22 protein-coding genes and 1 pseudogene are annotated in these 22,029 nt (G+C 54.1%); 15 read left to right on the forward strand and 8 right to left on the reverse strand.

Features of this window, described 5'->3' with window-relative positions; genetic code table 11:
- Positions 1-416: 416 nt before the first annotated feature.
- Positions 417-2,162, forward strand: coding sequence for a gamma-glutamyltransferase (gene ggt / locus NQ012_RS10845; protein ID WP_257067606.1), 1,746 nt, complete (start codon positions 417-419; stop codon positions 2,160-2,162).
- Positions 2,163-2,527: 365 nt separating this feature from the next.
- The gene (locus NQ012_RS10850) at positions 2,528-2,965 is read left to right on the forward strand and encodes a phage virion morphogenesis protein (protein ID WP_445013498.1); all 438 of its coding nucleotides are present in this window, start codon (positions 2,528-2,530) and stop codon (positions 2,963-2,965) included.
- A gap of 379 nt (positions 2,966-3,344) precedes the next feature.
- Here the strand turns inward: NQ012_RS10850 and NQ012_RS10860 are convergent.
- Positions 3,345-3,446, reverse strand: a pseudogene (locus NQ012_RS10860) (IS5/IS1182 family transposase); the annotation flags it as partial.
- A 268-nt stretch (positions 3,447-3,714) separates the two neighbouring features.
- Between NQ012_RS10860 and NQ012_RS10865 the strand changes: the two are divergent.
- On the forward strand, positions 3,715-4,236 hold the full coding sequence (locus NQ012_RS10865; protein WP_257067607.1) for a superoxide dismutase family protein: 522 nt from the start codon (positions 3,715-3,717) through the stop codon (positions 4,234-4,236).
- Between the two features lie 231 nt (positions 4,237-4,467).
- On the opposite strand, the gene NQ012_RS10870 is transcribed toward NQ012_RS10865, so the two are convergent.
- A complete protein-coding gene (locus NQ012_RS10870) occupies positions 4,468-5,355 on the reverse strand; it encodes a DegV family protein (RefSeq protein ID WP_257067608.1) in 888 nt (295 codons plus the stop codon).
- Positions 5,356-5,716: 361 nt separating this feature from the next.
- Positions 5,717-6,667, reverse strand: coding sequence for a D-2-hydroxyacid dehydrogenase (locus NQ012_RS10875; RefSeq protein ID WP_257067609.1), 951 nt, complete (start codon positions 6,665-6,667; stop codon positions 5,717-5,719).
- Positions 6,668-6,981: 314 nt separating this feature from the next.
- Here NQ012_RS10875 and NQ012_RS10880 point away from each other — a divergent pair, with 314 nt between their 5' ends.
- Both NQ012_RS10880 and NQ012_RS10885 read left to right on the forward strand, forming a co-directional pair.
- Positions 6,982-7,209, forward strand: coding sequence for a DUF2061 domain-containing protein (locus tag NQ012_RS10880; RefSeq protein WP_085365272.1), 228 nt, complete (start codon positions 6,982-6,984; stop codon positions 7,207-7,209).
- Positions 7,210-7,365: 156 nt separating this feature from the next.
- A complete protein-coding gene (locus NQ012_RS10885; protein WP_257067610.1) occupies positions 7,366-7,692 on the forward strand; it encodes an FKBP-type peptidyl-prolyl cis-trans isomerase in 327 nt (108 codons plus the stop codon).
- A 234-nt stretch (positions 7,693-7,926) separates the two neighbouring features.
- Here NQ012_RS10885 and NQ012_RS10890 read toward each other — a convergent pair whose 3' ends face one another.
- Entirely contained in the window at positions 7,927-9,267 is a 1,341-nt protein-coding gene (locus NQ012_RS10890; protein ID WP_257067611.1) for an MFS transporter, read from the reverse strand.
- A gap of 284 nt (positions 9,268-9,551) precedes the next feature.
- Between NQ012_RS10890 and NQ012_RS10895 the strand changes: the two genes are divergently transcribed.
- Entirely contained in the window at positions 9,552-9,896 is a 345-nt protein-coding gene (locus NQ012_RS10895; protein ID WP_176579719.1) for a hypothetical protein, read from the forward strand.
- Between the two features lie 91 nt (positions 9,897-9,987).
- Here NQ012_RS10895 and NQ012_RS10900 read toward each other — a convergent pair whose 3' ends face one another.
- Entirely contained in the window at positions 9,988-10,461 is a 474-nt protein-coding gene (locus NQ012_RS10900) for a CYTH domain-containing protein (RefSeq protein WP_257067612.1), read from the reverse strand.
- Between the two features lie 26 nt (positions 10,462-10,487).
- Positions 10,488-10,910 (reverse strand): CopD family protein, encoded by a 423-nt coding sequence (locus NQ012_RS10905; protein WP_085365277.1) that lies wholly within the window; start codon positions 10,908-10,910, stop codon positions 10,488-10,490.
- 128 nt (positions 10,911-11,038) lie between these two features.
- Between NQ012_RS10905 and NQ012_RS10910 the strand changes: the two genes are divergently transcribed.
- The 4 genes from NQ012_RS10910 to efeB all read left to right on the forward strand — a co-directional run bounded on the left by NQ012_RS10910 (position 11,039) and on the right by efeB (position 14,966).
- Entirely contained in the window at positions 11,039-11,332 is a 294-nt protein-coding gene (locus tag NQ012_RS10910; RefSeq protein WP_257067613.1) for a hypothetical protein, read from the forward strand.
- A gap of 244 nt (positions 11,333-11,576) precedes the next feature.
- Positions 11,577-12,392, forward strand: coding sequence for an iron uptake transporter permease EfeU (gene efeU, locus NQ012_RS10915; protein WP_257067614.1), 816 nt, complete (start codon positions 11,577-11,579; stop codon positions 12,390-12,392).
- Positions 12,393-12,433: 41 nt separating this feature from the next.
- Positions 12,434-13,603, forward strand: a complete 1,170-nt coding sequence (gene efeO, locus NQ012_RS10920; RefSeq protein WP_257067615.1) for an iron uptake system protein EfeO — start codon at positions 12,434-12,436, stop codon at positions 13,601-13,603.
- A gap of 88 nt (positions 13,604-13,691) precedes the next feature.
- Positions 13,692-14,966 carry an iron uptake transporter deferrochelatase/peroxidase subunit gene (efeB, locus tag NQ012_RS10925; protein ID WP_257067616.1) on the forward strand — a complete coding sequence of 425 codons (1,275 nt, stop codon included), beginning with the start codon at positions 13,692-13,694 and terminating at the stop codon, positions 14,964-14,966.
- A gap of 162 nt (positions 14,967-15,128) precedes the next feature.
- Here efeB and NQ012_RS10930 read toward each other — a convergent pair whose 3' ends face one another.
- On the reverse strand, positions 15,129-15,608 hold the full coding sequence (locus NQ012_RS10930) for a TlpA disulfide reductase family protein (RefSeq protein ID WP_373566651.1): 480 nt from the start codon (positions 15,606-15,608) through the stop codon (positions 15,129-15,131).
- 159 nt (positions 15,609-15,767) lie between these two features.
- On the opposite strand from NQ012_RS10930, the gene arsC reads away from it, so the two are divergent.
- The 4 genes from arsC (at position 15,768) to truC (ending at position 19,114) form a co-directional block, all read left to right on the forward strand.
- The gene (gene arsC, locus NQ012_RS10935) at positions 15,768-16,124 is read left to right on the forward strand and encodes an arsenate reductase (glutaredoxin) (protein WP_257067618.1); all 357 of its coding nucleotides are present in this window, start codon (positions 15,768-15,770) and stop codon (positions 16,122-16,124) included.
- Between the two features lie 97 nt (positions 16,125-16,221).
- Positions 16,222-16,881 (forward strand): YdcF family protein, encoded by a 660-nt coding sequence (locus NQ012_RS10940; protein ID WP_257067619.1) that lies wholly within the window; start codon positions 16,222-16,224, stop codon positions 16,879-16,881.
- Positions 16,882-17,040: 159 nt separating this feature from the next.
- The gene (locus NQ012_RS10945) at positions 17,041-18,216 is read left to right on the forward strand and encodes a phosphoglycerate kinase (protein ID WP_257067620.1); all 1,176 of its coding nucleotides are present in this window, start codon (positions 17,041-17,043) and stop codon (positions 18,214-18,216) included.
- A gap of 166 nt (positions 18,217-18,382) precedes the next feature.
- Positions 18,383-19,114: a tRNA pseudouridine(65) synthase TruC gene (gene truC, locus NQ012_RS10950; protein ID WP_257067624.1), complete on the forward strand. Its 732-nt coding sequence runs from the start codon at positions 18,383-18,385 to the stop codon at positions 19,112-19,114.
- 282 nt (positions 19,115-19,396) lie between these two features.
- On the opposite strand, the gene NQ012_RS10955 is transcribed toward truC, so the two are convergent.
- Positions 19,397-20,050, reverse strand: a complete 654-nt coding sequence (locus NQ012_RS10955; protein ID WP_257067621.1) for a J domain-containing protein — start codon at positions 20,048-20,050, stop codon at positions 19,397-19,399.
- Positions 20,051-20,529: 479 nt separating this feature from the next.
- Here NQ012_RS10955 and mltA point away from each other — a divergent pair, with 479 nt between their 5' ends.
- The gene (gene mltA / locus NQ012_RS10960) at positions 20,530-21,876 is read left to right on the forward strand and encodes a murein transglycosylase A (RefSeq protein ID WP_257067622.1); all 1,347 of its coding nucleotides are present in this window, start codon (positions 20,530-20,532) and stop codon (positions 21,874-21,876) included.
- The last annotated feature ends 153 nt before the right edge of the window (positions 21,877-22,029 follow it).

Raw genomic sequence — 22,029 nt, forward strand, 5'->3', positions numbered from 1 at the left:
TTGTTTGTGAATTGCAGCCGCTTACTTTAACCGATTAAGCGCGGTTAAACAATGTTTGCAGCGGGGTTTACACGTTTGTGAAACAGTGCGGAAGAAAGCATAACGATTTAATTATTAAATAATAAAAAGACTTTGATTTTGAAGCCCGGGTACTGCTGTGGATAACCTGTTTTTACCGTTTTATTTCAAAATATTAAATTTGATAAAACCTTTTGGAAAACCCGCCCCGGGTGTTGCGGAAAATTGTGGATAGTTTGCCCTGAAAAACATTATTTGTGGAAAACGGGCGGATTGTGCACAGTTTTCAGACGGCCTTTTGCCGATAGATTAAATCCGGCTTCAACCGGCAGGCCGTCTGAAAAATCGGGTATAGTGCGGTTGTTCTAAAAAAGTTTTTCAGCCTGAAGGAGAAGATTATGCCGTTAAAGCCCGTTTTGCTCGGCCTCTTGGCCGCGTTTTCCCTAACCGCCCACGCCTATCAGCCCGCACCCGCCGCAGAAAGCCATGCGCCCGAACAGGGCACGGGCAAAACGGCGCAGCAGCTGGTTGAAGCCAAAGAGTTTATGGCGGCATCGGCCAACCCGCTGGCCACCGAAGCGGGTTATGAAGTGCTCAAGCGCGGCGGCAGCGCCATCGATGCCATGATTGCCATGCAAACCACGCTGAGTTTGACCGAGCCGCAGTCTTCGGGTTTGGGCGGCGGCGCATTTTTGGTGTATTGGGACAACCAAGCCAAAAAGCTCACCACCTTCGATGCGCGCGAAACCGCACCGCAGGCCGCCACGCCGCAGCTTTTTTTAGATGAAAACGGCAAACCGCTCGAATTTATGCAGGCGGTGGTGGGCGGCCGTTCGGTGGGCGTGCCCGGCGTGCCCAAACTGTTGGAAGACGTGCACAAACGCTACGGCAAACTGCCGTGGAAAACTCTGTTTGCCAAACCGGTGGCCTTGGCCGAACGGGGTTTTGCCGTGTCGCCGCGCATGGCTAAATCCATCGAACAAAACCAGCAATATCTGCAACGCTATCCCGAAACCGCCGCTTATTTTCTGCCCGGCGGCAAACCGCCGGCAGCGGGCGACGTGTTGAAAAACCCGAAATTCGCCGCATCGGTGAAACTTTTGGCGGCCAAAGGCAGCGCGCCGTTCTACCGCGGCAAGCCTGCCGAAAACATCATCAAAGCCGTGAACGGTGCGAAAGACAACCCCGGCAAAATCACGGCGGCCGATTTGAGAAACTACCGCATTATCGAGCGCGAGCCGGTTTGCGCGCCTTACCGCGAATTTGAAATCTGCGGCATGGACGCGCCCAGCTCGGGCGGCATCGCGCTGGCGCAGATTTTCGGCGTGATGCGGCATTTCGACATGAAAGCCATGGGCGCAGGCAATATCCAAAGCTGGCGCGTGTTGGGTGATGCATCGCGCCTGGCGTTTGCCGACCGCGATTATTATGTGGCCGATCCTGCCTTTGCCGACGTGCCGGTGCGTGCCATGCTGCATCCCGAATACCTGAAATTGCGTGCCGGTTTGATTGCAAACAGCTACGGCGCGCTGCCGCAGGTAAGTCCCGGCGGTTTCGCCCGTACGCAGGGCAAAGGGCAGGGCATGGAGCTGCCTTCCACCAGCCATATCGCGGTGGTGGATAAAGGTGGCAACGTGGTTTCGATGACCACTTCCATCGAAAACGCTTTCGGTTCCACCCTGATGGCCAACGGCTACCTGCTCAACAACGAGTTAACCGATTTTGCGTTCAACCCCGTTGATGAAGAAGGCAAAACCGTGGCCAACAGCGTGGCCGGCGGCAAACGCCCGCGCTCTTCGATGGCGCCCACCATCGTGATGAAAAACGGCGAACCCTATATGGCCGTAGGTTCGCCCGGCGGCAGCCGCATTATCGGTTATGTGGCCAAAACCCTAACCGCCCACATCGACTGGGGCATGGATATCCAAGCCGCCATCGACCTGCCCAATATGCTCAACCGCGGCAGCGCATATGAATTGGAAGAAAACAGCGCCGCCGCAGCGAAAGCCCCCGATTTGGAAAAACTGGGCTACAAAGTGCAGGTGCGCGATTTGAACTCGGGCGTGCAAGGCATCGTAATCGGTAAAAACGGCCTGCAAGGCGGTGCCGACCCGCGCAGGGAAGGCCGGGTGATGGGCGATTGATTGTGTAAATTAATTGGTTGTTTTTAAAAAGTAACAGGCCGTCTGAAATATTTTCAGACGGCCTGTTTGCATTGTTGTTGACAGCTAAAATTTAAATAATATAAAATTTAAAATATATAAAAAAGTTTTTATATAAAATAATCAGGAGAAGAACCATGAAACAAAACGTAGGCGGCATCGATAAAGCCCCCCGCATCGCCGCAGGCGCATTATTAAAGGATATAAGCTGATATGGAAAAAGCCGTAAACTGCTTTGCCTGATTCGAACAGGATCATAAGGTGGCACAGCCAGCTTAACCTTTCCAGTAGGAAACCCGCAGTTACGGCTCTTCATAAAATACTAATCCCCGGGCAAATATAAGTCAATGATTGAAATAAAAATAGACAATCTGTTTGTAGTACAAAACCAAATCGAGCGGCTTGGGCAAGGTTTGGACGACAACCGCTATTTGTTGATGCGCAAATTGTCCGAAACAATGAGAGCCGCCGTTAATACCAATTTCCGACAAGGCGGCCGCCCGAAGTGGCTGGGGCTGAAATACCGCAACGGTAAGCTGCTGGTGGATGGCGGGCGTTTGCGTGACAGCGTTGTTGCCTATTCAGACAACGATACCGCCCTTGTCGGCACCAATATGGTTTATGCGGCCATCCACAACTTCGATTGTTTTGGCGGCTGCCGGTGTCATCGGCTGGTGGGGCTGGCTGGGCATTGTGCCGTTGGTTACCGGCCTGCTGTCGAACTGCCCCCTGTATCGGATTTTCGGCATCAACACCTGCCGCTTGGACAAGAAATAAATATCTGAGACCTTTGCAAAAAATACCTTAAGGCCGTCTGAAATGCTTAACACCGTCATTCCCGCGTAGGCGGGAATCCAGATAGAAAAATTTTAAGTATTGATTAAATGAATACTTGGATACCAAGCGTCTGGATTCCCGCCTACGCGGGAATGACGATAATCGGATGTTTCAGACGGCCTGAAGGCAGTTTTGGATGTAGGAAATTCCAGCGTTGTTTACACTTTCTGTTTTTTGCATGCAGACCCATTTTGGGATTTTTGAGGGTTGTCAAGAATGCCGAAAGGCACGGCGAAGCCGCATCGTTCTTGAGAATGCTCAAAAATCACGAAACCATCATTCCAGCAAAAAATAAAAGTCGTTTAGCATAAAAAGTGTAAATAACCCGACCTTTTCCCACAATTTTATTTGGTCGAGTTTCAATAAGGGAAAACGGTCGATGTGCTTGGCAATCATGGCTTGGGCGGTTTGTTGGAAGAAGGTGCTCATGAGAAATCCCCTAAATGTCTTGGAGGAGAATTTAGGGAATTTTGCAAAGGTCTCAGACCGTCTGAATACAATTAAGGCGGAACACCTGCCAAACACCGCTCCCCGCAGCCGGTTTAAAAAACAACACCGACCCAGTCAAAAAACCGAGCTGTAAGTTTTACCGCTGCCGCCCGTCTAAACAGATGTCGTGCACAACAGTTCGTGCCGGGTTCGCACCGATCCGTTTTTATGAAACCGGCCCGCTACCCCAACCGATAAGGAGAATCCCATGAAAAAACTGCTCGCCGCTTTACTTTGCGCCGCTTCTTTCGGCGCCTGCGCCCAAACCGACATCATCGTGCCCGTGTCGCGGCTCGACATCGAAAAAGGCAACACCCCGATCGGTGAAATCCGCATCAGCCAAAGCAAATACGGCGCGGTATTCACCCCCAAACTGCAAGGCTTGAAAGCCGGAATTTACGGTTTTCACGTTCACGAAAAACCCAGCTGCGCCCCAGCCGAAAGCAACGGCAAACTAACGGCCGGCATGGCTGCCGGCGGACACTGGGATCCGAAAAAAACCGGCGCCCACAAAGGCCCGTGGGATGACAGCGGACATTTAGGTGATTTGCCTGCATTGGCCGTGGCCGAAAACGGCCATATCCAACCCGTGGTTGCCCCGCGCATCAAAAACATCAACAGCCTGCGCGGGCACTCGCTGATGATTCACGCCGGCGGCGATAATTACAGCGACCACCCCGCCGCCTTGGGTGGCGGCGGCGCACGCATGGCCTGCGGGGTGATCAAATAAACCGCACAAGGCAAAACCATTTGTTTGGTAGCCTTTTCGTCATACTTGGGCTTGATCCGAGTATGACATGTGTACTTTTTATTCAATTGGTTCGTATAGGCTCGTGCATAATTTTTAAAAATATTTCAGGCCGTCTGAAAAATATTCAGACGGCCTGAAATATTGGATAAAGCCCTTACTGCAAAATAACTTAAACCCTCACGACACCCTGGCTTGCCACCGTTTTCCCATTTATTCCGGCAAACGCTCCACAATGCCCACACCCACGGCGTTTAGGCCCAAATAAGCGCCGACCACGGGCGAAACGGGTATGCCGTGTTCCAAATGCAGGCCGGTTTTGGCGTGCAGCTTGCGGGCGAAACGCTGATAGAGTTGGTGATCACCGCAGTAACCGCCCGACATCACCAGATGCGCGGGATTTTTGTCGGCCGTCATCACGATAACGGCTTCAATCAGGCGCTCTATCAATTGTTCGTCGTCCTGCACGCTGGCCAAATGCGACGTGCCTTTATGATTGAAACGCAAAACGGTTTTCAAACCCAACCAATCGTTAAACGCCGCGCCCATACGCAGCAGGCCGCCGGTTTTGATGAGTTGTGTCAGCGAATGCACGCCGAACAGGATTTCGCAGCGCGGTTTCAGCCTTTCGAGATAATCCACCACTTCTTCGGCCGTTTTGCCCGCTTTGAGCAGGCGCACAGCTTCAAGGGCGAAGAAGCCTTCGGGCATACAGGTGGTGCCGGTATCCACCACATAGATTTTCAACTTGTCGGCCATTGCCTCCGCCGCCCGGCGGATAACGGCGGCGCTTTCGCTCAGTTTGCCGCTGATGGTGGTTACAATAGCCTCTTCATAGCCCTGCGATTTCAGATATTGGAAAGTATCGAGCAGGCTTTGCATATCGGGCGGCGAAGTGGTGATTTTTTCTTCGGGCAGGCTGCGCATCTGCCCATAAAATTCTTCGGCTTTCAAGTCCAAGCCTTCGGCATAAGTTTGCCCGCCTATCTGTACGCTCAGGCGCAGCATATGAATCGGGCTGTTGCGGTCGAGTATGCTGTCGAGCATGCTGGTAGAAGTGGCCAAAACAGCGCAGCGGTAAAGTGAATATGAACCGGCCACGGTATCTCCCTTTATTATGTTGTCAAATAATCAAAATAAATATAAACGGTTTCAAATAATGATAAACGGTATATTTTATTCTGTCTATGACAATAAACAAATTGTTTATTTCAAATTTGATTATTTAATGGCCGGCCGTATGGATTTTATATTTTTCAGACGGCCTGATGCTTTGCGAGGCTATTTTGATGCTCAGCAAACAATTCTCTATCGTCATACTCGGGTTAGTACCGAGCATGACGGAATGATGACTAAGCAATTGGTTTGAATTTAGTTTTACACGGTCGTAATGTGTTTTACAAAGGTTCCGGTTCACCGGTTTTCCGGCCTGCCGTTCGCACAGCGCACCCGTAGCAGTATTTCAAACTAGATTCTGCGGACGACCCGCCGCAAAACGGTTGATGTTTTCCACCAACATATCAAACAGGCGGTAGCGGGCTTCGGTGCTGCCCCAAGCCATATGCGGCGTAACAATCAGGTTGGGCAGGCGCGCTTTGAGCAGCGGGTTGCTGTTGCGCGGCGGCTCTTCGGTAAGCACGTCGAAGCCTGCCCCGCCCAGCATGCCGTATTTCAACGCAGCCACCAGCGCGTGTTCGTCCACCAAACCGCCGCGCGCGCAGTTCACCAAAACCGCGCCGGGCTTCATCTGTTGCAGCTCGGCTTCGCCTATCATGCCTGCGGTTTGCTCCGTGAGCGGGCAGTGCAGCGAAATAACGTCGGCGCGGCGGATGGCTTCGTCAAACGCCACATACCCTTCGCGCACGCCGTCAGCGTGTTTGTGTTCGCCGAACAACACTGCCATGCCGAATGCGCGGGCATAACCGGCCAATGTGGCACCGATGCCGCCGCGTCCGAAAATCACCAGCGTTTTGCCGTTCAAATCGCGCATGGGCGCGCCGAAATGGCAGAAAAACGGCGACCGCTCCCACACGCCGGCGGCAATGTCGCGCTGGTAGGCGGGCAGGTTGCGCATCAGCGCAATCATCAGCATAAACGCGTGTTCGGCCACCGAATCGTTGCCGTAGGCGCGGATATTGCACACCGCCACGCCCGCCGCTTTGGCCGCCGCCACATCAACGTTGTTCACACCCGTGGCCGCCACCGCAATCAGCTTTAACTGCGGGTTGGCGGCGATATGCCCGGCATCAATCACCACTTTGTTGGTAATCGCAATCTGTGCGCCTTGAAGGCGCTCCGCCGTGTTTTGCGGTTCGGTGTTGCCGTATTCGGCCAGTTCGTGTTGGAAATCAAAGCCAAACGGTTTGTCCGCCAGCGTGTCGCGGTCGAGCGCAACGATTTTCAGCATTTCCATAATTATCCTTTACTATTGAATTTTTTAATCTGATAAAATTTAACTAATTAAATATTGGCAGAATCAAATTTTTTAACCGCCGCCCCTCCGATATGATGCTAATCAATATCATTTCAGACGGCCTCTTATTAGGGCCTGTCGACAATTAACGCAACGGCGGTATTTTTGGTCAAAATCCCCCGTCTGCGGCGTTAAAAATGCTCGCAAGGTGTTCAACCTTGCTGCGCTTTTTGCCTTGCATACGCGGTTTTTGCCTCAAAAAACCGCTTCGCCGGTCACGTCGACAGACCCTAGGCTCTTAAAAGGAACCCACCATGTTGAAAACCATCACTTTCGCCATTCTACACTTCGGCGTGGCATTCGGCGTAGCCTACGCCTTAACCGGCAGCATCGGCATTTCGGGCGCGGTGGCGTTAATCGAGCCGCTGGCCAACACGTTTGTGTTTTATTTTCACGAAAAAGCGTGGAACCGCTACGAAAAAAAGAAAAACCTCCGCGCCGGCAAAAGCCGCTTTCCGCTGCACCAATGCGTGGGCAACTGATACCCGTTTTATAGCAAAACAACGCAAAACGATACTGCGTTGCCCCGCCTTGCCGTACTACTTGCACTGTCTGCGGCTTCGGCGCTTTGTCTCCTTTTGTGTTGTTTTACTATATGTTATGCTTGCCGCCCCCAATCCGATAACGAAAGCAGAGTCATGAGCTTAATCATTGAAGACATCGAAACCGGCCACGGCAAAGAAGCCGTGAAAGGCAAAGAAATCACCGTGCACTACACCGGCTGGCTGGAAGACGGCACCAAATTCGATTCCAGCCTCGACCGCCGCCAACCGCTCACCATCACGCTGGGCGTGGGCCAAGTGATTGCAGGCTGGGACGAAGGTTTCGGCGGCATGAAAGAAGGCGGCAAACGCAAGCTGACCATTCCGCCCGAAATGGGCTACGGCGCGCGCGGCGCCGGCGGCGTGATTCCGCCCAACGCCACTTTGGTTTTTGAAGTGGAACTGCTGAAGGTTTACGAATAACCGGCGTGCGGTTCAAACAAACCGCAACTTTTGCAAAGCTTGAGGCCGTCTGAAAGTTTTCAGACGGCCTCAAGCTTTGCAAGCCATATCGGCATTTTAAACTTCTGCCCCGTATCCGGGCTTGGTTCGAGTATCTTAATTGTTTCAAAAAATGAAAGATGCTCGGGCCAAGCCCGGGTATAACGGCGGTTGGATATTTCAGACGGCCTTAAGGCATTTCTAAAAAACCCCAACCTAACCGGCCGGATTGCGCATATCCTGTTCCGGCGGCGGCGCATCCGCCTGTGCTTCGCGCGCCAGCTCTTCGGCATAGGCTTGCGCTTCGGCCTCGTCGAACGGCTTGAGCACACCGCTGTCGTTGCGCGGGTCGAGATCGGCAATCACGGGGCCGGCGGCGGCGGGCATGTTCACATGCATACTGCGCTTGTCTTCCGGCACCGTCTGCTGCTGTTTGGCAAACGCGGCCAGCAACGCGGCAAACACAACGAAATAGGCATAAAAACCATAGCGTTCGGCCTGGTCCATCACCAAACCCAGCAATATCGGCGCCAGCATCGAACCCATGCCGTAGCTGAACAGCAGGCTGCGGCTCACTTCAACCGTGCTCATTTCGTTGGGCAGCTGGTCGTTGGCGCGCGCCACGCTCAAAGCATAAAGCGTAAACAGGCCGATGCCGAACATGAACGCCACCGCATACTGCACCCACGCGGCGGTGATGCCCGCCCACATCAGCCCGATGCCCGCCGCCGCACCTGCGGCCGACACCAGCGAACAGGCCAAAATGGCGGCGCGGCGGCCGTAGCGGTCGGAAAGTTTCGCCACCGGCAGCTGTGCGGCGAAACCCATCACCATCGCCGTCATCAGGTAAAACGAAATCTGCCGCACGTCAAAACCCTGCTTGAGCAGAAACACCGATGCCATCGTGAAAAAACCGTTCATCAGCAAACCCGCCGTAAAGCTGCCCACCAGCGCCAACGGAGCGATGGCAAACAGGCGCGGCAGGCTGATGCGCTGGCGCGGCGGCAGCTCGGGCGCGTGCAGCCGCGTGAGTGCCACCGGCAGCATGGCCGCCATCACCATCATCGCCGAAACCGTGAAGATTTCATTGCTGGAAAGTTTGAAACTCAACAGCGCGATACCGGCGGTGAACGAGATGTAATACACCACGTTGTACAACGCCAGCACTTTCGCCCGCGCTGCCGCAGTGCTGCGTTCGGCAAACCAGCTTTCCACAATCATCAGCAGGCTGTAATAGCAGAAACCCAGCACCACCCGCAACACGCCCCACACCCACAGATTGTCGGTCATCAAGTGCCCCAGTGCCGCAATGGCGAACACCGCGCCGAACACGCTGAAACTGCGGATATGCCCCACGCCCGACACCACACGGTGCGCGGCCACCGCGCTTAACGCTGCACCCACGAAGAAAGCGGCGTTTAACACACCGATGGCGGTGTTGTTCACACCCATTTGCGAAAGCTCCACGCCCGCCGAGTTGAGAAACAGGCCGAAACCGGCAAACAGAAAGAATACCGAGAAAAAGAGCGCATTGAATTTGTCGGGCTGGGTGGTCATTCTGAAGGCTTTCGCATGGGGTTGGAAGGCGGATTATACGGCGGGCGTGGTATATCCGGTTCAAAAAGCGGGCAGGGCAGAATACGGTTTTCAGACGGCCTCTCGGGCTTGTTCACACATTCCCGCATTTAACGTCATATTTTTACACAATTTCTCAAAGCAGCAGCTTTATTTTATTAACCTGTTATTTATTAACCTGCCCTTAACCGTATGCCGAAAAACTCTCGCACTGGCCCGCCGTCAAATTATGGCTTATGAACAGATAAACCGAACCGAAAGGATGAATGATGAAAAAAACCGCTTTAACTTTCGCCGCACTGGCCGCTGCCGCCGCTTCTTTTGCCTCTGCCGAAAATATGCCGCAAACCGGCGGCGAACAGGGCGCGTTCCCCGGCTTGCAGGAAGTACAATACCAAGGCGTGAAATTGTCTGCCAAAAAAGACGACCGCACGAAATTTGTTTATGTGGCCGATAGCGTAACCCCCGCACCGGCCGCTCCCGCTGCGCCGGCACCCGCCCCCGTTGATCCGATGGCCGCACCGGCCGGCGAACCCGCTCCGGCCGCCGCACCGGCCGAAGGCACTCCGGTAGCACCGCTGCCGCAAGACCCCGCTGCCGCTCAGCCGTAATACGCGCCGCATTAAACCAAGGCCGTCTGAAAACTTTTCAGACGGCCTTGTTTTTCGGCAAGCGTTACAGGGCGCCACATACCGGCACGCCCTAACGCTCGCCCCATTCCGAATACGGATGCTTGCTCAAATAAGCATTGGTAAATCTGCCGTTGCACGTGATTTCCTCACCCAGCCATTCCGGCTCGGCAAACGCCGCATCTTCGCTCGGCAGTTCCAACTCCGCCACAATTAACGGCGCGTTGTCGCCGAAATATTCATCGATTTCAAACACAAAACCCTGATAATCAATTTTATAACGCCGCTTTTCGAGCTTAAACGGACACATGGTCTGCATCATCGTTTCGGCGTGCGACAGCGGGATTTCATATTCAAACTCGCTGCGGGCAACATCCGAAATATAACCTTTGAGCGTGAGCCACGCACGGTTGCCGATGATACGCACGCGTATGGTGTGCTCTTTTTCCACGCTCAAATAACCCTGCCGCATGGTTTCCGGCTCGCCCGCCAGCGTGCGCCAACTGTCGTTTTTTAAAAGGAAACGGCGTTCGATTTCGATAGTCATGTTTTTCAGACGGCCTCAACGGGATATTAAAACGGTTTGAACACCACCAAATACAGCGCGGCAACCATAATCACCACGGGGATTTCGTTAAACACGCGGAACCATTTGTGCGAATAGCGGTTGCGGTTGTCTTGAAAATCCAAAAGCAGGCGGTAGCAATAGAAATGGTAGCCCAACAGCACCACGCCCAACGTTACTTTGGTGTGCACCCAACCCATGCCCCACCAGCCGGTAACAAACGGAATCACAAAGCCCGTCAGCACCGCACCGATGCCCAGCGGCGTCATAAATTTAAACAACCGCTCGGCCATGCCCAACAGGCGCAAGTATTCGCCGCGGTTGCCCGCCTCGACTTGGGCGAGGTTCACATAAATGCGCGGCAGGTAAAACAGCCCGGCAAACCACGAAATAATGAAAAACACATGCAGCAGTTTGAACCACAAATACATTTCAGACGGCCTTTGGAAAATAACCGACATATTGTAGCCCTAAAAACCGGCCAAATAGTTAAGATTTGTTTAAAAAGCCATTATTTTTGCTAAAATGGCACCGCATTTTACGGAAAGGAAAACCCCAAATGATCAAACAATTCGAAATCCACGGCGGCGTGAAAAAAGAGCTGCAAGCCTATCTCGACGGCCAAAACACCGATTTGAAAACCGCGATGGACAATGAAACGCTCAACCGCAACGTAGCCGCGATTATCCACAACGGCCTGCCCGCCATGGTGCGCAAAATCTACTCGCTCGAAAAAATGCAAACGTTTTTTTGGGAAAAGAAAGACTTAATGGTCGAATTCGTTGCCGCCCGCCTGGCCGCCGCCGATAAGAAGCCCAAAGGCAGCAAAAATACCGGCCAGAAAAAACGCTGATTAACCCCCCCGTTTTAGCTTCGCAGAAACGTTCCCTTTCGGAAACTGCGTTTTAACGCCGGTTTCAATCCGAATCCGAACAACACAAATCCGCCAATCTAAGATTAAAGGCCGTCTGAAATAGTTTCAGACGGCCTTTAATCTTTTTAATTATTCAATAAATTTTAGAAAATAAAAACTATTTGCATTAATATTAAAACAGGAATATAACTCAACCATCTACCGGCAAAAATATGTTAAGCCTATGTTTATCGCTTTTCTGATTATGTTGCGCGAAGGCATCGAAGCCGCGCTGATTGTGGGCATTGTGGCGGGTTTCCTGCACCAGTCGGGCAACGGCCGCCTGATGCCGAAAGTGTGGCTCGGCGTGGTTGCGGCCGCCCTGATGTGCTTGGGCCTGGGGTTGGCCATCCACACCGCCACCGGCGAGATTCCGCAAAAGCAGCAGGAATTGGTGGTGGGCGTTATCGGCTTGGTGGCGGTGGCCATGCTTACCTATATGGTGCTGTGGATGAAAAAAGCCGCCCGTTCGATGAAGCGGCAACTTGAAGATTCGGTTCAAACGGCCCTAAACAAAGGCGGCAGCGGCTGGGCGCTGGTGGGCATGGCGTTTTTGGCGGTGGCGCGCGAAGGTTTGGAGAGCGTGTTTTTTCTGCTCGCCGTGTTCCAGCAAAGCCCCTCGTGGCGTATGCCCGCCGGCGCGGTGGCGGGTTTGCTGGCGGCCGTCGCCGTCGGCGCGCTGGTTTACCGCGGCGGTATGCGCCTGAACCTGTCCAAGTTTTTCCGCATTACCGGCGCGTTTCTGATTGTAGTGGCCGCAGGGCTTCTGGCCGGTTCGCTGCGCGCGCTGCACGAAGCGGGCGTGTGGAACCATCTGCAAACCATTGTGTTCGACATTTCCCATATCCTGCATGAAGACAGCCCGCTGGGCGTGCTGCTCGGCGGCTTTTTCGGCTACACCGACCACCCTACGCAGGGCGAAGTGCTGGTATGGCTGCTCTATCTGGTTCCCGTGATGTATTGGTTTCTGCGCGACGGCAAACCGGCGGTTTCCCAATAGCGAATCAAAATAATTTCTTTCAACAGAAAAGAGGTATCGATATGAAACAAAAAAACATTCTTGCTTTATCCGTGCTGCTGGCGTTCGCTTTGGCAGGCTGCCAGCCGCCCGAAGCCGAGCAAACCGCCGCTGCGTCCGGCTCATCGGCCGCGCCTGCCGTCAATGCCGACGGCTCGGTCAACGTGGCCGTGAACGATACCGCTTGCGAACCGATGGAATTGAGCGTGCCCAGCGGCAAAGTGGTGTTCAACATCAAAAACAACAGCGGCCGCAAGCTCGAATGGGAAATTCTGAAAGGCGTGATGGTGGTGGACGAACGTGAAAACATCGCCCCCGGCCTCGGCGATAAAATGACCGTTACCCTCCTGCCCGGCGAATACGCCATGACCTGCGGCCTCTTGAACAACCCGCGCGGCAAGCTCACCGTAACCGACAGCGGCTTCAAGCAGGCGGGCGGCGAAGCCGATTTGACCAAACTCGCCCAACCGCTGGCCGACTATAAAACCTATGTTCAGGCCGAAGCCAAAGAGTTGGTTGCCAAAACCACCGCTTTCGTTGCCGCCGTGAAAGCGGGCGAGGTGGAAAAAGCCAAATCCCTGTTTGCCGACACCCGCACCCACTACGAGCGCATCGAACCGATTGCCGAATTGTTCAACGAACTCGATCCCGCCATCGATGCGCGTGAAGACGACTACAAACAAGGCCCGAAAGACCCCGAATTCACCGGCTTCCACCGCATCGAACACGCCTTGTGGGTTGAAAAATCCACCGACGGCGTGAAAGAAACAGCCGGCAAACTCGAAGCCGACGTGAAAAAACTGCAAACCGAAATCGATGCGCTTACCTTCCCGCCGAGCAAGGTTGTGGGCGGTGCCGCCGTGCTGATGGAAGAAGTGGCCGCCACCAAAATCAGCGGCGAAGAAGACCGTTACAGCCACACCGATTTGAGTGACTTTAAAGCCAACGTCGAAGGCTCGCAGAAAATCGTCGAGCTGTTCCGCCCGATGATTGCCGAGAAAAATCAGGCGCTGCTTGATAAAACCGACGCCAACTTCAAGCAGATTAATGAAATTCTGGCGAAATACAAAACCGCAAACGGCTTTGAAACCTACGACAAACTCAGCGAAGCCGACCGCAAAACCCTGCAAGCCCCGATTAACGCCTTGGCCGAAGATTTGGCGCAACTGCGCGGCACTTTGGGTTTGAACTGATTTTTGTTTGATCCAACCTTTTCAGACGGCCTTGAAACAGCTTGAGGCCGTCTGAAACCAACCGCCGCCAAATAAACAAGGAAAAACCATGCCGAACAACCAACCGCCCGCCCAACCCGGAAAACGCACCCTGTTGAAAACCGCAGCCACCGCAGGCGCAGCCGGCATTGCCGCCGCCGCAGGCGGATTCGTGTGGGGCGAAAAACAGGGCAAAACCAAACAGGAAACCGCGCAACAGCAGCATTCCCAACAAAGCTATCCCTGTTACGGCACGCATCAGGCGGGCATTACCACACCGCACCAGCAGTTCGGCATCATGGCCGCATTTGATGCGGCGGTAAAAAGCGCCAAAGAGCTGGAATACCTGTTCCGCGTTCTCACTTCGCGCATCGAATTTCTCACCCAAGGCGGCGAATTGAACAACGGCGATGCCAAACTGCCGCCCGCCGGCAGCGGCATACTCGGCAAAACCGTCCGCCCCGACGGCCTCACCATCACCCTAGGCGTGGGCGCAAGCCTGTTCGACCAACGCTTCGGCCTGGCCGGCAAAAAGCCCAAACATTTGCAGGAACTGAAAAAATTCCCCAACGACCGCCTCCAGCCCGAATGGTGCGACGGCGACATCAGCATCCAAATTTGCGCCTTTACCCCCGAAACCTGCCAAAACGCCCTGCGCGACATCATCAAAAACACCGCCCAACTGCTCACCACCCGCTGGAGCATCGAAGGCTTTCTGCCCAAAACCGAGCCGGGCACCGCTGCCCGCAACCTGTTCGGCTTTCGCGACGGCAGCGCCAATCCGAACGTGCAAGACCCGAAAACTGCCGATGAGGTGTTGTGGACGGGCGTCGCTGCCAACAGCCTCGACGAACCCGCCTGGGCGAAAAACGGCAGCTATCAGGCCGTGCGCCTGATCCGCCATTTCGTTGAGTTTTGGGACAGAACCCCGCTGCAAGAGCAGGAAGCCATTTTCGGGCGCGAAAAATACAGCGGCGCCCCGTTGGGCATGAAAAAAGAGCACGACACCCCCGATTACGCGCGCGACCCGGAAGGCAAAACCATCCCCAAAGACAGCCATATGCGCCTGGCCAACCCGCGCAACCCCGAATTTCTCAAAAAACACCGGCTTTTCAGACGGCCTTTCAACTACTCGCGCGGCCTGGCCAAAAACGGCCAACTGGATGTGGGGCTGGTGTTTATCTGCTATCAGGCCAACCTTGCCGACGGCTTTATCTTCGTGCAGAAGCTGCTTGATTTCGAGCCGCTCGAAGAATACATCAGCCCGTTCGGCGGCGGCTATTTCTTCGTTTTGCCCGGAGTTGAAAAAGGCGGGTTTTTCGGGCAGGGGCTGCTATCGGGCTGATGCCGTCTGAAAAACAAACGCTTCAGTGAATCCGCTTAAGAAAAAGTACACGCGTCATACTCAGGCTTGATCCGAGTATCTCCGTTTCCTAAAAATTTCTGAAACCCAAAAAGATACTCGGGTCAAGCCCGAGTATGACGATACTGTTACCAAACAAGTGGTTTAACGATAACCGCATTTCGCCCGTGCCTTGGCTAATGCCTGATCGAGCTTTGCCGCCGTAACCTCGCCCAAAACCGTTTGCTTATAAGCGCATTTCGGCGCTTCCACCACCGTAAAGGGCAGGCCGCCCACGGTGTTGCCCAAACTTTTCATAAAGCCGCGGCTGTCGTTGCCGGTGTAGCGCCAAACAGGGTAGGCCACCGGCGTTTGTTTGAGGAATTTGGCAATGTTTTCGCGGCTGTCCAGCGCGATGCCCACCATATCCACGCTGCCTTTTTTCTGTTTTTGATACCATGCCGACATGGCCGGCATTTCTTTGCGGCAGGGCGCGCACCAAGTTGCCCACAGGTTGATGATGCGCACGGGCGCTTTGAGCGACGCGGTGTGCTGCGGCGCACTGCCGTCCCAGCTTTGCAGTTCGGCAGCGGCGGCGGTGCCGCACACGGCGGCCAGTAACAGGGCAGATAAAATCTTCATCATATTTTCCGTTTTCAAAACCATTTCGGCAGCATTGTAACCTTTCAGACGGCCTATTTGCTTTTTCCTGCCAACTTTATGATTTCGCTCAAAATGCGGCTGGAACAACGCGTAAAGATTGGTTTACAATCAGAAAAACCGTTCAAATGTTAAGGAACCGCCATGCCGAAAACCGTTACACTCTACCATAACAACCGTTGCAGCAAATCTCGCGCCGCCCTTTCGCTGCTGAACGTGCGCGGCATAGACGCCGAAGTGGTGAACTATCTCGACACCCCGCTTTCGTTTGAAGAGCTGCAAAGCATTTTCGCCAAGCTCGGCGCCGATTCGCCCCGCAGCATGATGCGCGTGAAAGATACGCTCTACCGCGAACTGGGGCTGGACAACCCCGCTCTGGGCAACGACGATCTGCTCAAAGCCATCGCCGAACACCCCGCGCTTTTAGAGCGGCCGATAGTGGTGGCGGGTGGCAAAGCGGCGGTAGGCAGGCCGCTGGAAAACATCGAAGCATTACTGTAAAAACCACCCTTTCAGACGGCCTGCCGTTTGAAACGCAAAGGCCGTCTGAAAAACCCGCCGGCTTTCGCCAACCTGAAAAAACCAACCTGCAAACCCTATGCACACACCCGCCCTACGCAGCCGCAACGGCCTACGCTACCACTTTCTGCACGGCTTGGTTTTAAGCCTGCTGCTGGTGGCATTTGCATTCGCCTGCTGCGTGTGGTCGGTTTACCACACCGGCAACCAAACCCTGCCCACCTATGTGCACGCCGACGCCGCCGTGGTGTTGGGTGCGGCCGCGTGGGACAAACGCCCTTCGCCCGTGTTTCAAGAGCGCATCAACCACGGCATCGCCCTCTACCAGAGCGGGCGCGTGGAAAAACTGGTGTTCACCGGCGGCACCCCCAAAAAAGGCTTTATGACCGAAGCCGAAGTCGGCCGCCGCTACGCCATCAAACAAGGCGTGCCCGCGCGCGACATTCTGTTTGAAAACAAATCGCGCAACACCTATGAAAACCTGTATAACGTGCGCCCGCTGCTGCGCACCAACGGCATCGGCACCATCATTATCGTCAGCGACCCCTACCACACCGCCCGCGCCGCCGCCATTGCCAAAGATTTGGATTTAAACGCCTACACCTCAGGCACGCCCACCACCCGTTACAGCGAATCGCGCAAAAAAACCAAGTTTTTATTGCAGGAAAGCTATGCGCTGTTTCTCTATTATTTCGAGCATTGGGGCAACAGCGTGCTGGCGTTTTTCGGCTTGAGATAACCGCAGCGCACGGCCCGCAGCCTTTTCAGACGGCCTTTTTCATGTAACCCCCTGTAATCATGACGTAAATCAAGCCCGCAACCGCAGCGGCTTTACCCCAAACCGCTCTTCGCGCATAATAAACCCCGATTTTTCCCATTCTCCGCAAAGGAAACCGACATGGCATTTTTGAAACTCACCGAACAAAACGTGCAGGGCAAAACCGTATTGATCCGCGCCGACATGAACGTGCCGTTTAAAGACGGCAAAATCAGCGACGACACCCGCATCCGCGCCTCGCTCGCCTCGATTCAATATTGCCTGGACAACGGCGCGGCGGTGATTGTGATGTCGCACTTGGGCCGCCCCACCGAAGGCGAATTCCACCCCGAAGACGACGTCGCCCCCGTAGCCGCCCACTTGGGCAGCCTGTTGGGCAAAGAAGTGAAAGTGCTCAACGACTGGCGCGACAACAAGCCCGCGCTCAAAGCCGGCGAAATCTCCATGCTGCAAAACGTGCGCATCAACAAAGGCGAGAAGAAAAACGATTTGGAGCTGGGCAAAGCCTATGCCGCCCTGTGCGACGTGTTTGTAAACGATGCCTTCGGCACCGCCCACCGCGCCCAGGCTTCCACCGAAGCCGTTGCCCAAGCCGCCCCCGTGGCCTGCGCCGGCGTGCTGATGGCGGGCGAACTCGATGCCTTGGGCAAAGCCCTCAAAGCCCCCGCCCGCCCGCTGGCCGCGATTGTGGCAGGCAGCAAAGTTTCCACCAAGCTCACCATTCTCGAAAGCCTGGCCAACAAGGTTGACCAATTAATCGTGGGCGGCGGCATCGCCAACACCTTCCTGTTGGCCGCCGGCAAGCCCATCGGCAAATCGCTGGCCGAACACGATTTGGTGGAAGAATCCAAAAAAATCATGGAAAAAATGGCCGCCAAAGGCGGCAGCGTGCCCCTGCCCACCGACGTGGTGGTGGCCAAAGCCTTCGCCGCCGACGCAGAAGCCACCGTTAAAGCCATCGACGACGTGGCCGAAGACGACATGATTCTCGACATCGGCCCCCAATCCGCCGCCGCGCTGGCCGCCGCCCTGAAACAGGCCGGCACCATCGTGTGGAACGGCCCCGTGGGCGTGTTTGAGTTCGACCAGTTTGCCGGCGGCACCGAAGTGCTGGCCAAAGCCATCGCCGAAAGCCCCGCCTTCTCGATTGCCGGCGGCGGCGACACGCTGGCGGCGATTGCCAAATTCGGCGTAACCGACCAAATCAGCTACATTTCCACCGGCGGCGGCGCTTTCTTGGAATTCTTGGAAGGTAAAGAACTGCCCGCCGTGGCCGTGCTCGAAAAACGCGCTTAAACGGCGTTTAAACGCAAACAGGCCGTCTGAAAGGTTTCAGACGGCCTGTTATCTTTATAAAAAAACCAACTCAAATCCGAAAACGTTTGTGTCTCGTTATTATCGGGTTAAGCCGGATATGACGCAGATGTTTTAAAATGCCTGCATGAATCTTGAAAACCCGACCATGCTCGAAATCCTCTACCGCGACAGCCTCTGCATCGCCGTCAACAAACCCGCCGGTATGCTGGTGCACAGAAGCTGGCTCGACAGCCGCGAAACCGTGTTTGTGATGCAGACCCTGCGCAACCAAACCGGCCGCCATGTGTTCCCCGTCCACCGTCTCGACCGCCCCACCTCGGGCGTTTTGCTGTTTGCCTTCAATAAAGAAAGCGCCCGCGCCCTCACACAGCAGTTCGAGCGGAAAAACGTGCAAAAACGCTATTGGGCGGTGGTACGCGGCCATTTACACGGCAGCGGCCGCATCGACTACCCGCTCAAAGAAGAAGCCGACAAAATCGCCGACCCCTTTGCCGACCCCGACAAACCCGCCCAAAACGCCGTTACCGACTACCGCTGCCTCGCCCTCACCGAGCAACCCTTTCAATCGGCCAAGCGCTACGCCACTTCGCGCTATTCGTGGCTGGAACTCACCCCGCACACCGGCCGCAAACACCAGCTGCGCCGCCATCTGAAACACATTTTCCACCCCATCGTGGGCGACACCACCCACGGCGACAACGCCCAAAACCGCGCCGTTGCCGAGCGCACCGGCGCCACCCGCCTGCTCTTGCACGCGCGCGAACTGGTGTTCCAAAGCCCAGAAAACGGCCGAACCGTTACCGTGCGCGCCGATGCGGACGAACAATGGCAGCAGGTGGCCGAAGCCTTCGGCTGGGCGGGTTTGCCGGCGGAATAATGATGTGATACGCAGCTCAACCTTTCAGACAGCCTGAGACCTTTGCAAAATTCAAATTATCACCTGAAAAATCTGATTTCCGTCATTCCCGCGCAGGCGGGAATCCAGGTGCTTGACATCCAAGTATTTGTTTAATCAATACTTCAATATTTCCATCTGGATTCCCGCCTGCGCGGGAATGACGGGATTTAAACATTTCAGACGGCCTTAAGGTATTTTTGCAAAGGTCTCAGCCTGATATAGAGAGTAATTAGAATTTCCTTTACATTTGTTACATAAGTTTTATTTTAGGTAGTTTACAATTGTTCCTGTTGTTGAATCGCCCTTGTCTCGAACAGTACAACTGAAACTGCTACGAAGCATTGCACCAAAACTATTTTGAGCATCCACATTACCCGTTACAGTATAAGTTCCATCACTATTTAAAACTCTAATCCATCCACTAAATTCTGCGGTTGAGGGAGATTTTAAAAGCTGCTTTACTGCACTTTCACACGAAACTTGGGCAGTCCATTCGTCTAATTTTGGTTTACTTGGCTTACTAAACAACATCATTACAAAACATATCAACAAAAAAGAACCACCTATTTTCCCAACTATCCCCAATTTTGAACGGCCTCCCATTTTGGAAGTTTCGTCCGGAATTACTGCTATTTTTTCAATCTGATTTTCTTGTTCATCTTTATCACCTTTCTGTTGTGCTACTCTAGCTACTTCTTCTAAAAGCTCAGGTTGTTCCATAAACAAAGCTTTATTGTATTCTTTACGCTCTTCAGAATTTAATAGATATTTTTTACATTCCTCGAGTGCCAATAAATCAATTTGCCCCCTCTCCGCCTTTTTTTGCATTGCTTTACGAATTTCTTCAGGTTTGGCGGTAATACTTACTTCTAAAAGTTCATAATAATTCTTCATAAACATTCCCCATTCATTCATATACCTTTTTTATTTTAAAATAAACGGTATAAAATTTAAACAAATGGATATTCCTTAAAGATAAAATCCATTATAAATACAACAAGCCATCTGAATTCCAAATAGCAATCGAAAAGAATAATAAATGTAAGCTAGGGCTTTAGATTAACCTAGAATAGTATTCTCCGTCATACTCGGGCTTGACCCGAGTATCGCATTGTTCAAAACGAAATAGCAGATACCCAAGTCAAGCCCGGGTATGACGCGCTCGGTTTTTTCAGACGGCCTGCGGCAACATACAAAGCATGCAAAGATTGCCACTTCCAAAATCTAGCCCGTTGATTCTATGTTAGAATGCCCCCGTTTCTGTTTCGGGGCAAACCGAAAACCGCTTAAACGGGGAACCGCGCAGCGGCAAAACTTGTCTGCCTTATTCCGAACTTTTTAAAACCACGCCGTTTGAAACCCGCCGTTTCAGACGGCCTTATCACACAGCACATATGAACCGCAAAACCTTTTACCGCATCGCCCTCTTGGGCATCACCGCCGCCGTTTTAGCCGCCTGCGGCACCAAAAAAAGCAAGCCCGGGCCAAGCGTGCCGCCGGTGCAGCAACCGCCCGCACCGCCGGTAACACAGGGTCAGCCGCTGCCTGCCGGCACACCCTCGCCGCAAGGTTTCGTACACACCCCCGGCGGCGGCGCCAGCTACAAAGTCGTGCCCCACAGCGCCATGCCGCAATGGAACGAACAAAACTTCGCCGACAGCCTGCGCTCGTTCCGCCTCGGCTGCGAAAAACTGCAAGCGCAGCAAAACTGGCGCAACGTGTGCGCCCAAGCCGCGCAAACGCCGTATAAAAACGCCGAAGCCAAAGCCTTTTTCGAGCAATATTTCACCCCGTGGCAGGTGAGCGCCAACGGCAATCTGGGCGGCACCATCACCGGCTACTACGAACCCGTGCTCCTGGGCGACTCGAAAAACACCGGCAAAGCGCGCTTTCCCATCTACGGCATTCCCAACGACTTCATCTCGGTCGATCTGCCCGCCAACCTGCGCAACAGCAAAAGCACCGTGCGCATCCGCCAAACCGGCCCCAACAAAGGTGTGATCGATGCCAACGGCCCATATTCGGCCAATCTCGACCAGTTTCCCATCAGCGAGCGCACCCGCGCCCTGAAAGGCCGTTTCGCAGGCAGCCGCTTCGTGCCGTATTACACCCGCGCCCAGATTAACGGCGGCGCGCTCGACGGCAAAGCGCCGGTATTGGGCTACGCCGAAGACCCGGTGGAATTGTTTTTCCTGCACATCCAAGGTTCGGGCCGTCTGAAAACCCCCGAAGGCAAATATATCCGCGTGGGCTATGCCGACAAAAACGAATACCCCTACGTTTCGATAGGCCGCTACATGGCCGACAAAGGCTACCTGCCGCTGGCGCAAACCACCATGCAGGGCATCAAAGAATATATGCGCCGCAACCCGCAGAAGCTGGCCGAAGTGTTGGGGCAAAACCCCAGCTACGTATTCTTCCGCCCGCTGCCCGGCAATGACGACGGCCCCGTCGGCGCACTCGGCACCCCGTTGATGGGCCAATATGCCGGCGCTATCGACCGCCACTACATCACACTGGGCGCGCCGTTGTTTGTGGCCACCGTACACCCCGCCAACAACTACGCCCTCAACCGCCTGATTATGGCGCAAGACACCGGCAGCGCAATTAAAGGCGCGGTGCGGGTGGATTATTTCTGGGGCTACGGCGACGAAGCCGGCGCAGTGGCGGGCAAACAGAAACACAGGGGCTATGTGTGGCAGCTGCTGCCCAATGGCGTGATGCCCGGATACCGCCCTTAAGGTTGCGGATCGATTAACTGATAAAGGCCTGAGACCTTTGCAAAATTCCCTAAAATCCCCTAAATTCTCCTCCAAGACATTTAGGGGATTTCTCATGAGCACCTTCTTCCAACAAACCGCCCAAGCCATGATTGCCAAGCACATCGACCGCTT

Source organism: Neisseria dentiae, from assembly GCF_024580525.1.
GTDB classification, from domain to species: Bacteria; Pseudomonadota; Gammaproteobacteria; order Burkholderiales; family Neisseriaceae; genus Neisseria; species Neisseria dentiae_A.

Coding starts and splice junctions, on each gene's coding strand:
- ggt (WP_257067606.1), top strand. CDS start 417: ATGCCGTTAAAGCCCGTTTTGCTCGGCCTCTTGGCCGCGTTTTCCCTA.
- NQ012_RS10850 (WP_445013498.1), top strand. CDS start 2,528: ATGATTGAAATAAAAATAGACAATCTGTTTGTAGTACAAAACCAAATC.
- NQ012_RS10865 (WP_257067607.1), top strand. CDS start 3,715: ATGAAAAAACTGCTCGCCGCTTTACTTTGCGCCGCTTCTTTCGGCGCC.
- NQ012_RS10875 (WP_257067609.1), bottom strand. CDS start 6,667: ATGGAAATGCTGAAAATCGTTGCGCTCGACCGCGACACGCTGGCGGAC.
- NQ012_RS10880 (WP_085365272.1), top strand. CDS start 6,982: ATGTTGAAAACCATCACTTTCGCCATTCTACACTTCGGCGTGGCATTC.
- NQ012_RS10885 (WP_257067610.1), top strand. CDS start 7,366: ATGAGCTTAATCATTGAAGACATCGAAACCGGCCACGGCAAAGAAGCC.
- NQ012_RS10890 (WP_257067611.1), bottom strand. CDS start 9,267: ATGACCACCCAGCCCGACAAATTCAATGCGCTCTTTTTCTCGGTATTC.
- NQ012_RS10895 (WP_176579719.1), top strand. CDS start 9,552: ATGATGAAAAAAACCGCTTTAACTTTCGCCGCACTGGCCGCTGCCGCC.
- NQ012_RS10900 (WP_257067612.1), bottom strand. CDS start 10,461: ATGACTATCGAAATCGAACGCCGTTTCCTTTTAAAAAACGACAGTTGG.
- NQ012_RS10905 (WP_085365277.1), bottom strand. CDS start 10,910: ATGTATTTGTGGTTCAAACTGCTGCATGTGTTTTTCATTATTTCGTGG.
- NQ012_RS10910 (WP_257067613.1), top strand. CDS start 11,039: ATGATCAAACAATTCGAAATCCACGGCGGCGTGAAAAAAGAGCTGCAA.
- efeU (WP_257067614.1), top strand. CDS start 11,577: ATGTTTATCGCTTTTCTGATTATGTTGCGCGAAGGCATCGAAGCCGCG.
- efeO (WP_257067615.1), top strand. CDS start 12,434: ATGAAACAAAAAAACATTCTTGCTTTATCCGTGCTGCTGGCGTTCGCT.
- efeB (WP_257067616.1), top strand. CDS start 13,692: ATGCCGAACAACCAACCGCCCGCCCAACCCGGAAAACGCACCCTGTTG.
- NQ012_RS10930 (WP_373566651.1), bottom strand. CDS start 15,608: ATGATGAAGATTTTATCTGCCCTGTTACTGGCCGCCGTGTGCGGCACC.
- arsC (WP_257067618.1), top strand. CDS start 15,768: ATGCCGAAAACCGTTACACTCTACCATAACAACCGTTGCAGCAAATCT.
- NQ012_RS10940 (WP_257067619.1), top strand. CDS start 16,222: ATGCACACACCCGCCCTACGCAGCCGCAACGGCCTACGCTACCACTTT.
- NQ012_RS10945 (WP_257067620.1), top strand. CDS start 17,041: ATGGCATTTTTGAAACTCACCGAACAAAACGTGCAGGGCAAAACCGTA.
- truC (WP_257067624.1), top strand. CDS start 18,383: ATGCTCGAAATCCTCTACCGCGACAGCCTCTGCATCGCCGTCAACAAA.
- NQ012_RS10955 (WP_257067621.1), bottom strand. CDS start 20,050: ATGAATGAATGGGGAATGTTTATGAAGAATTATTATGAACTTTTAGAA.
- mltA (WP_257067622.1), top strand. CDS start 20,530: ATGAACCGCAAAACCTTTTACCGCATCGCCCTCTTGGGCATCACCGCC.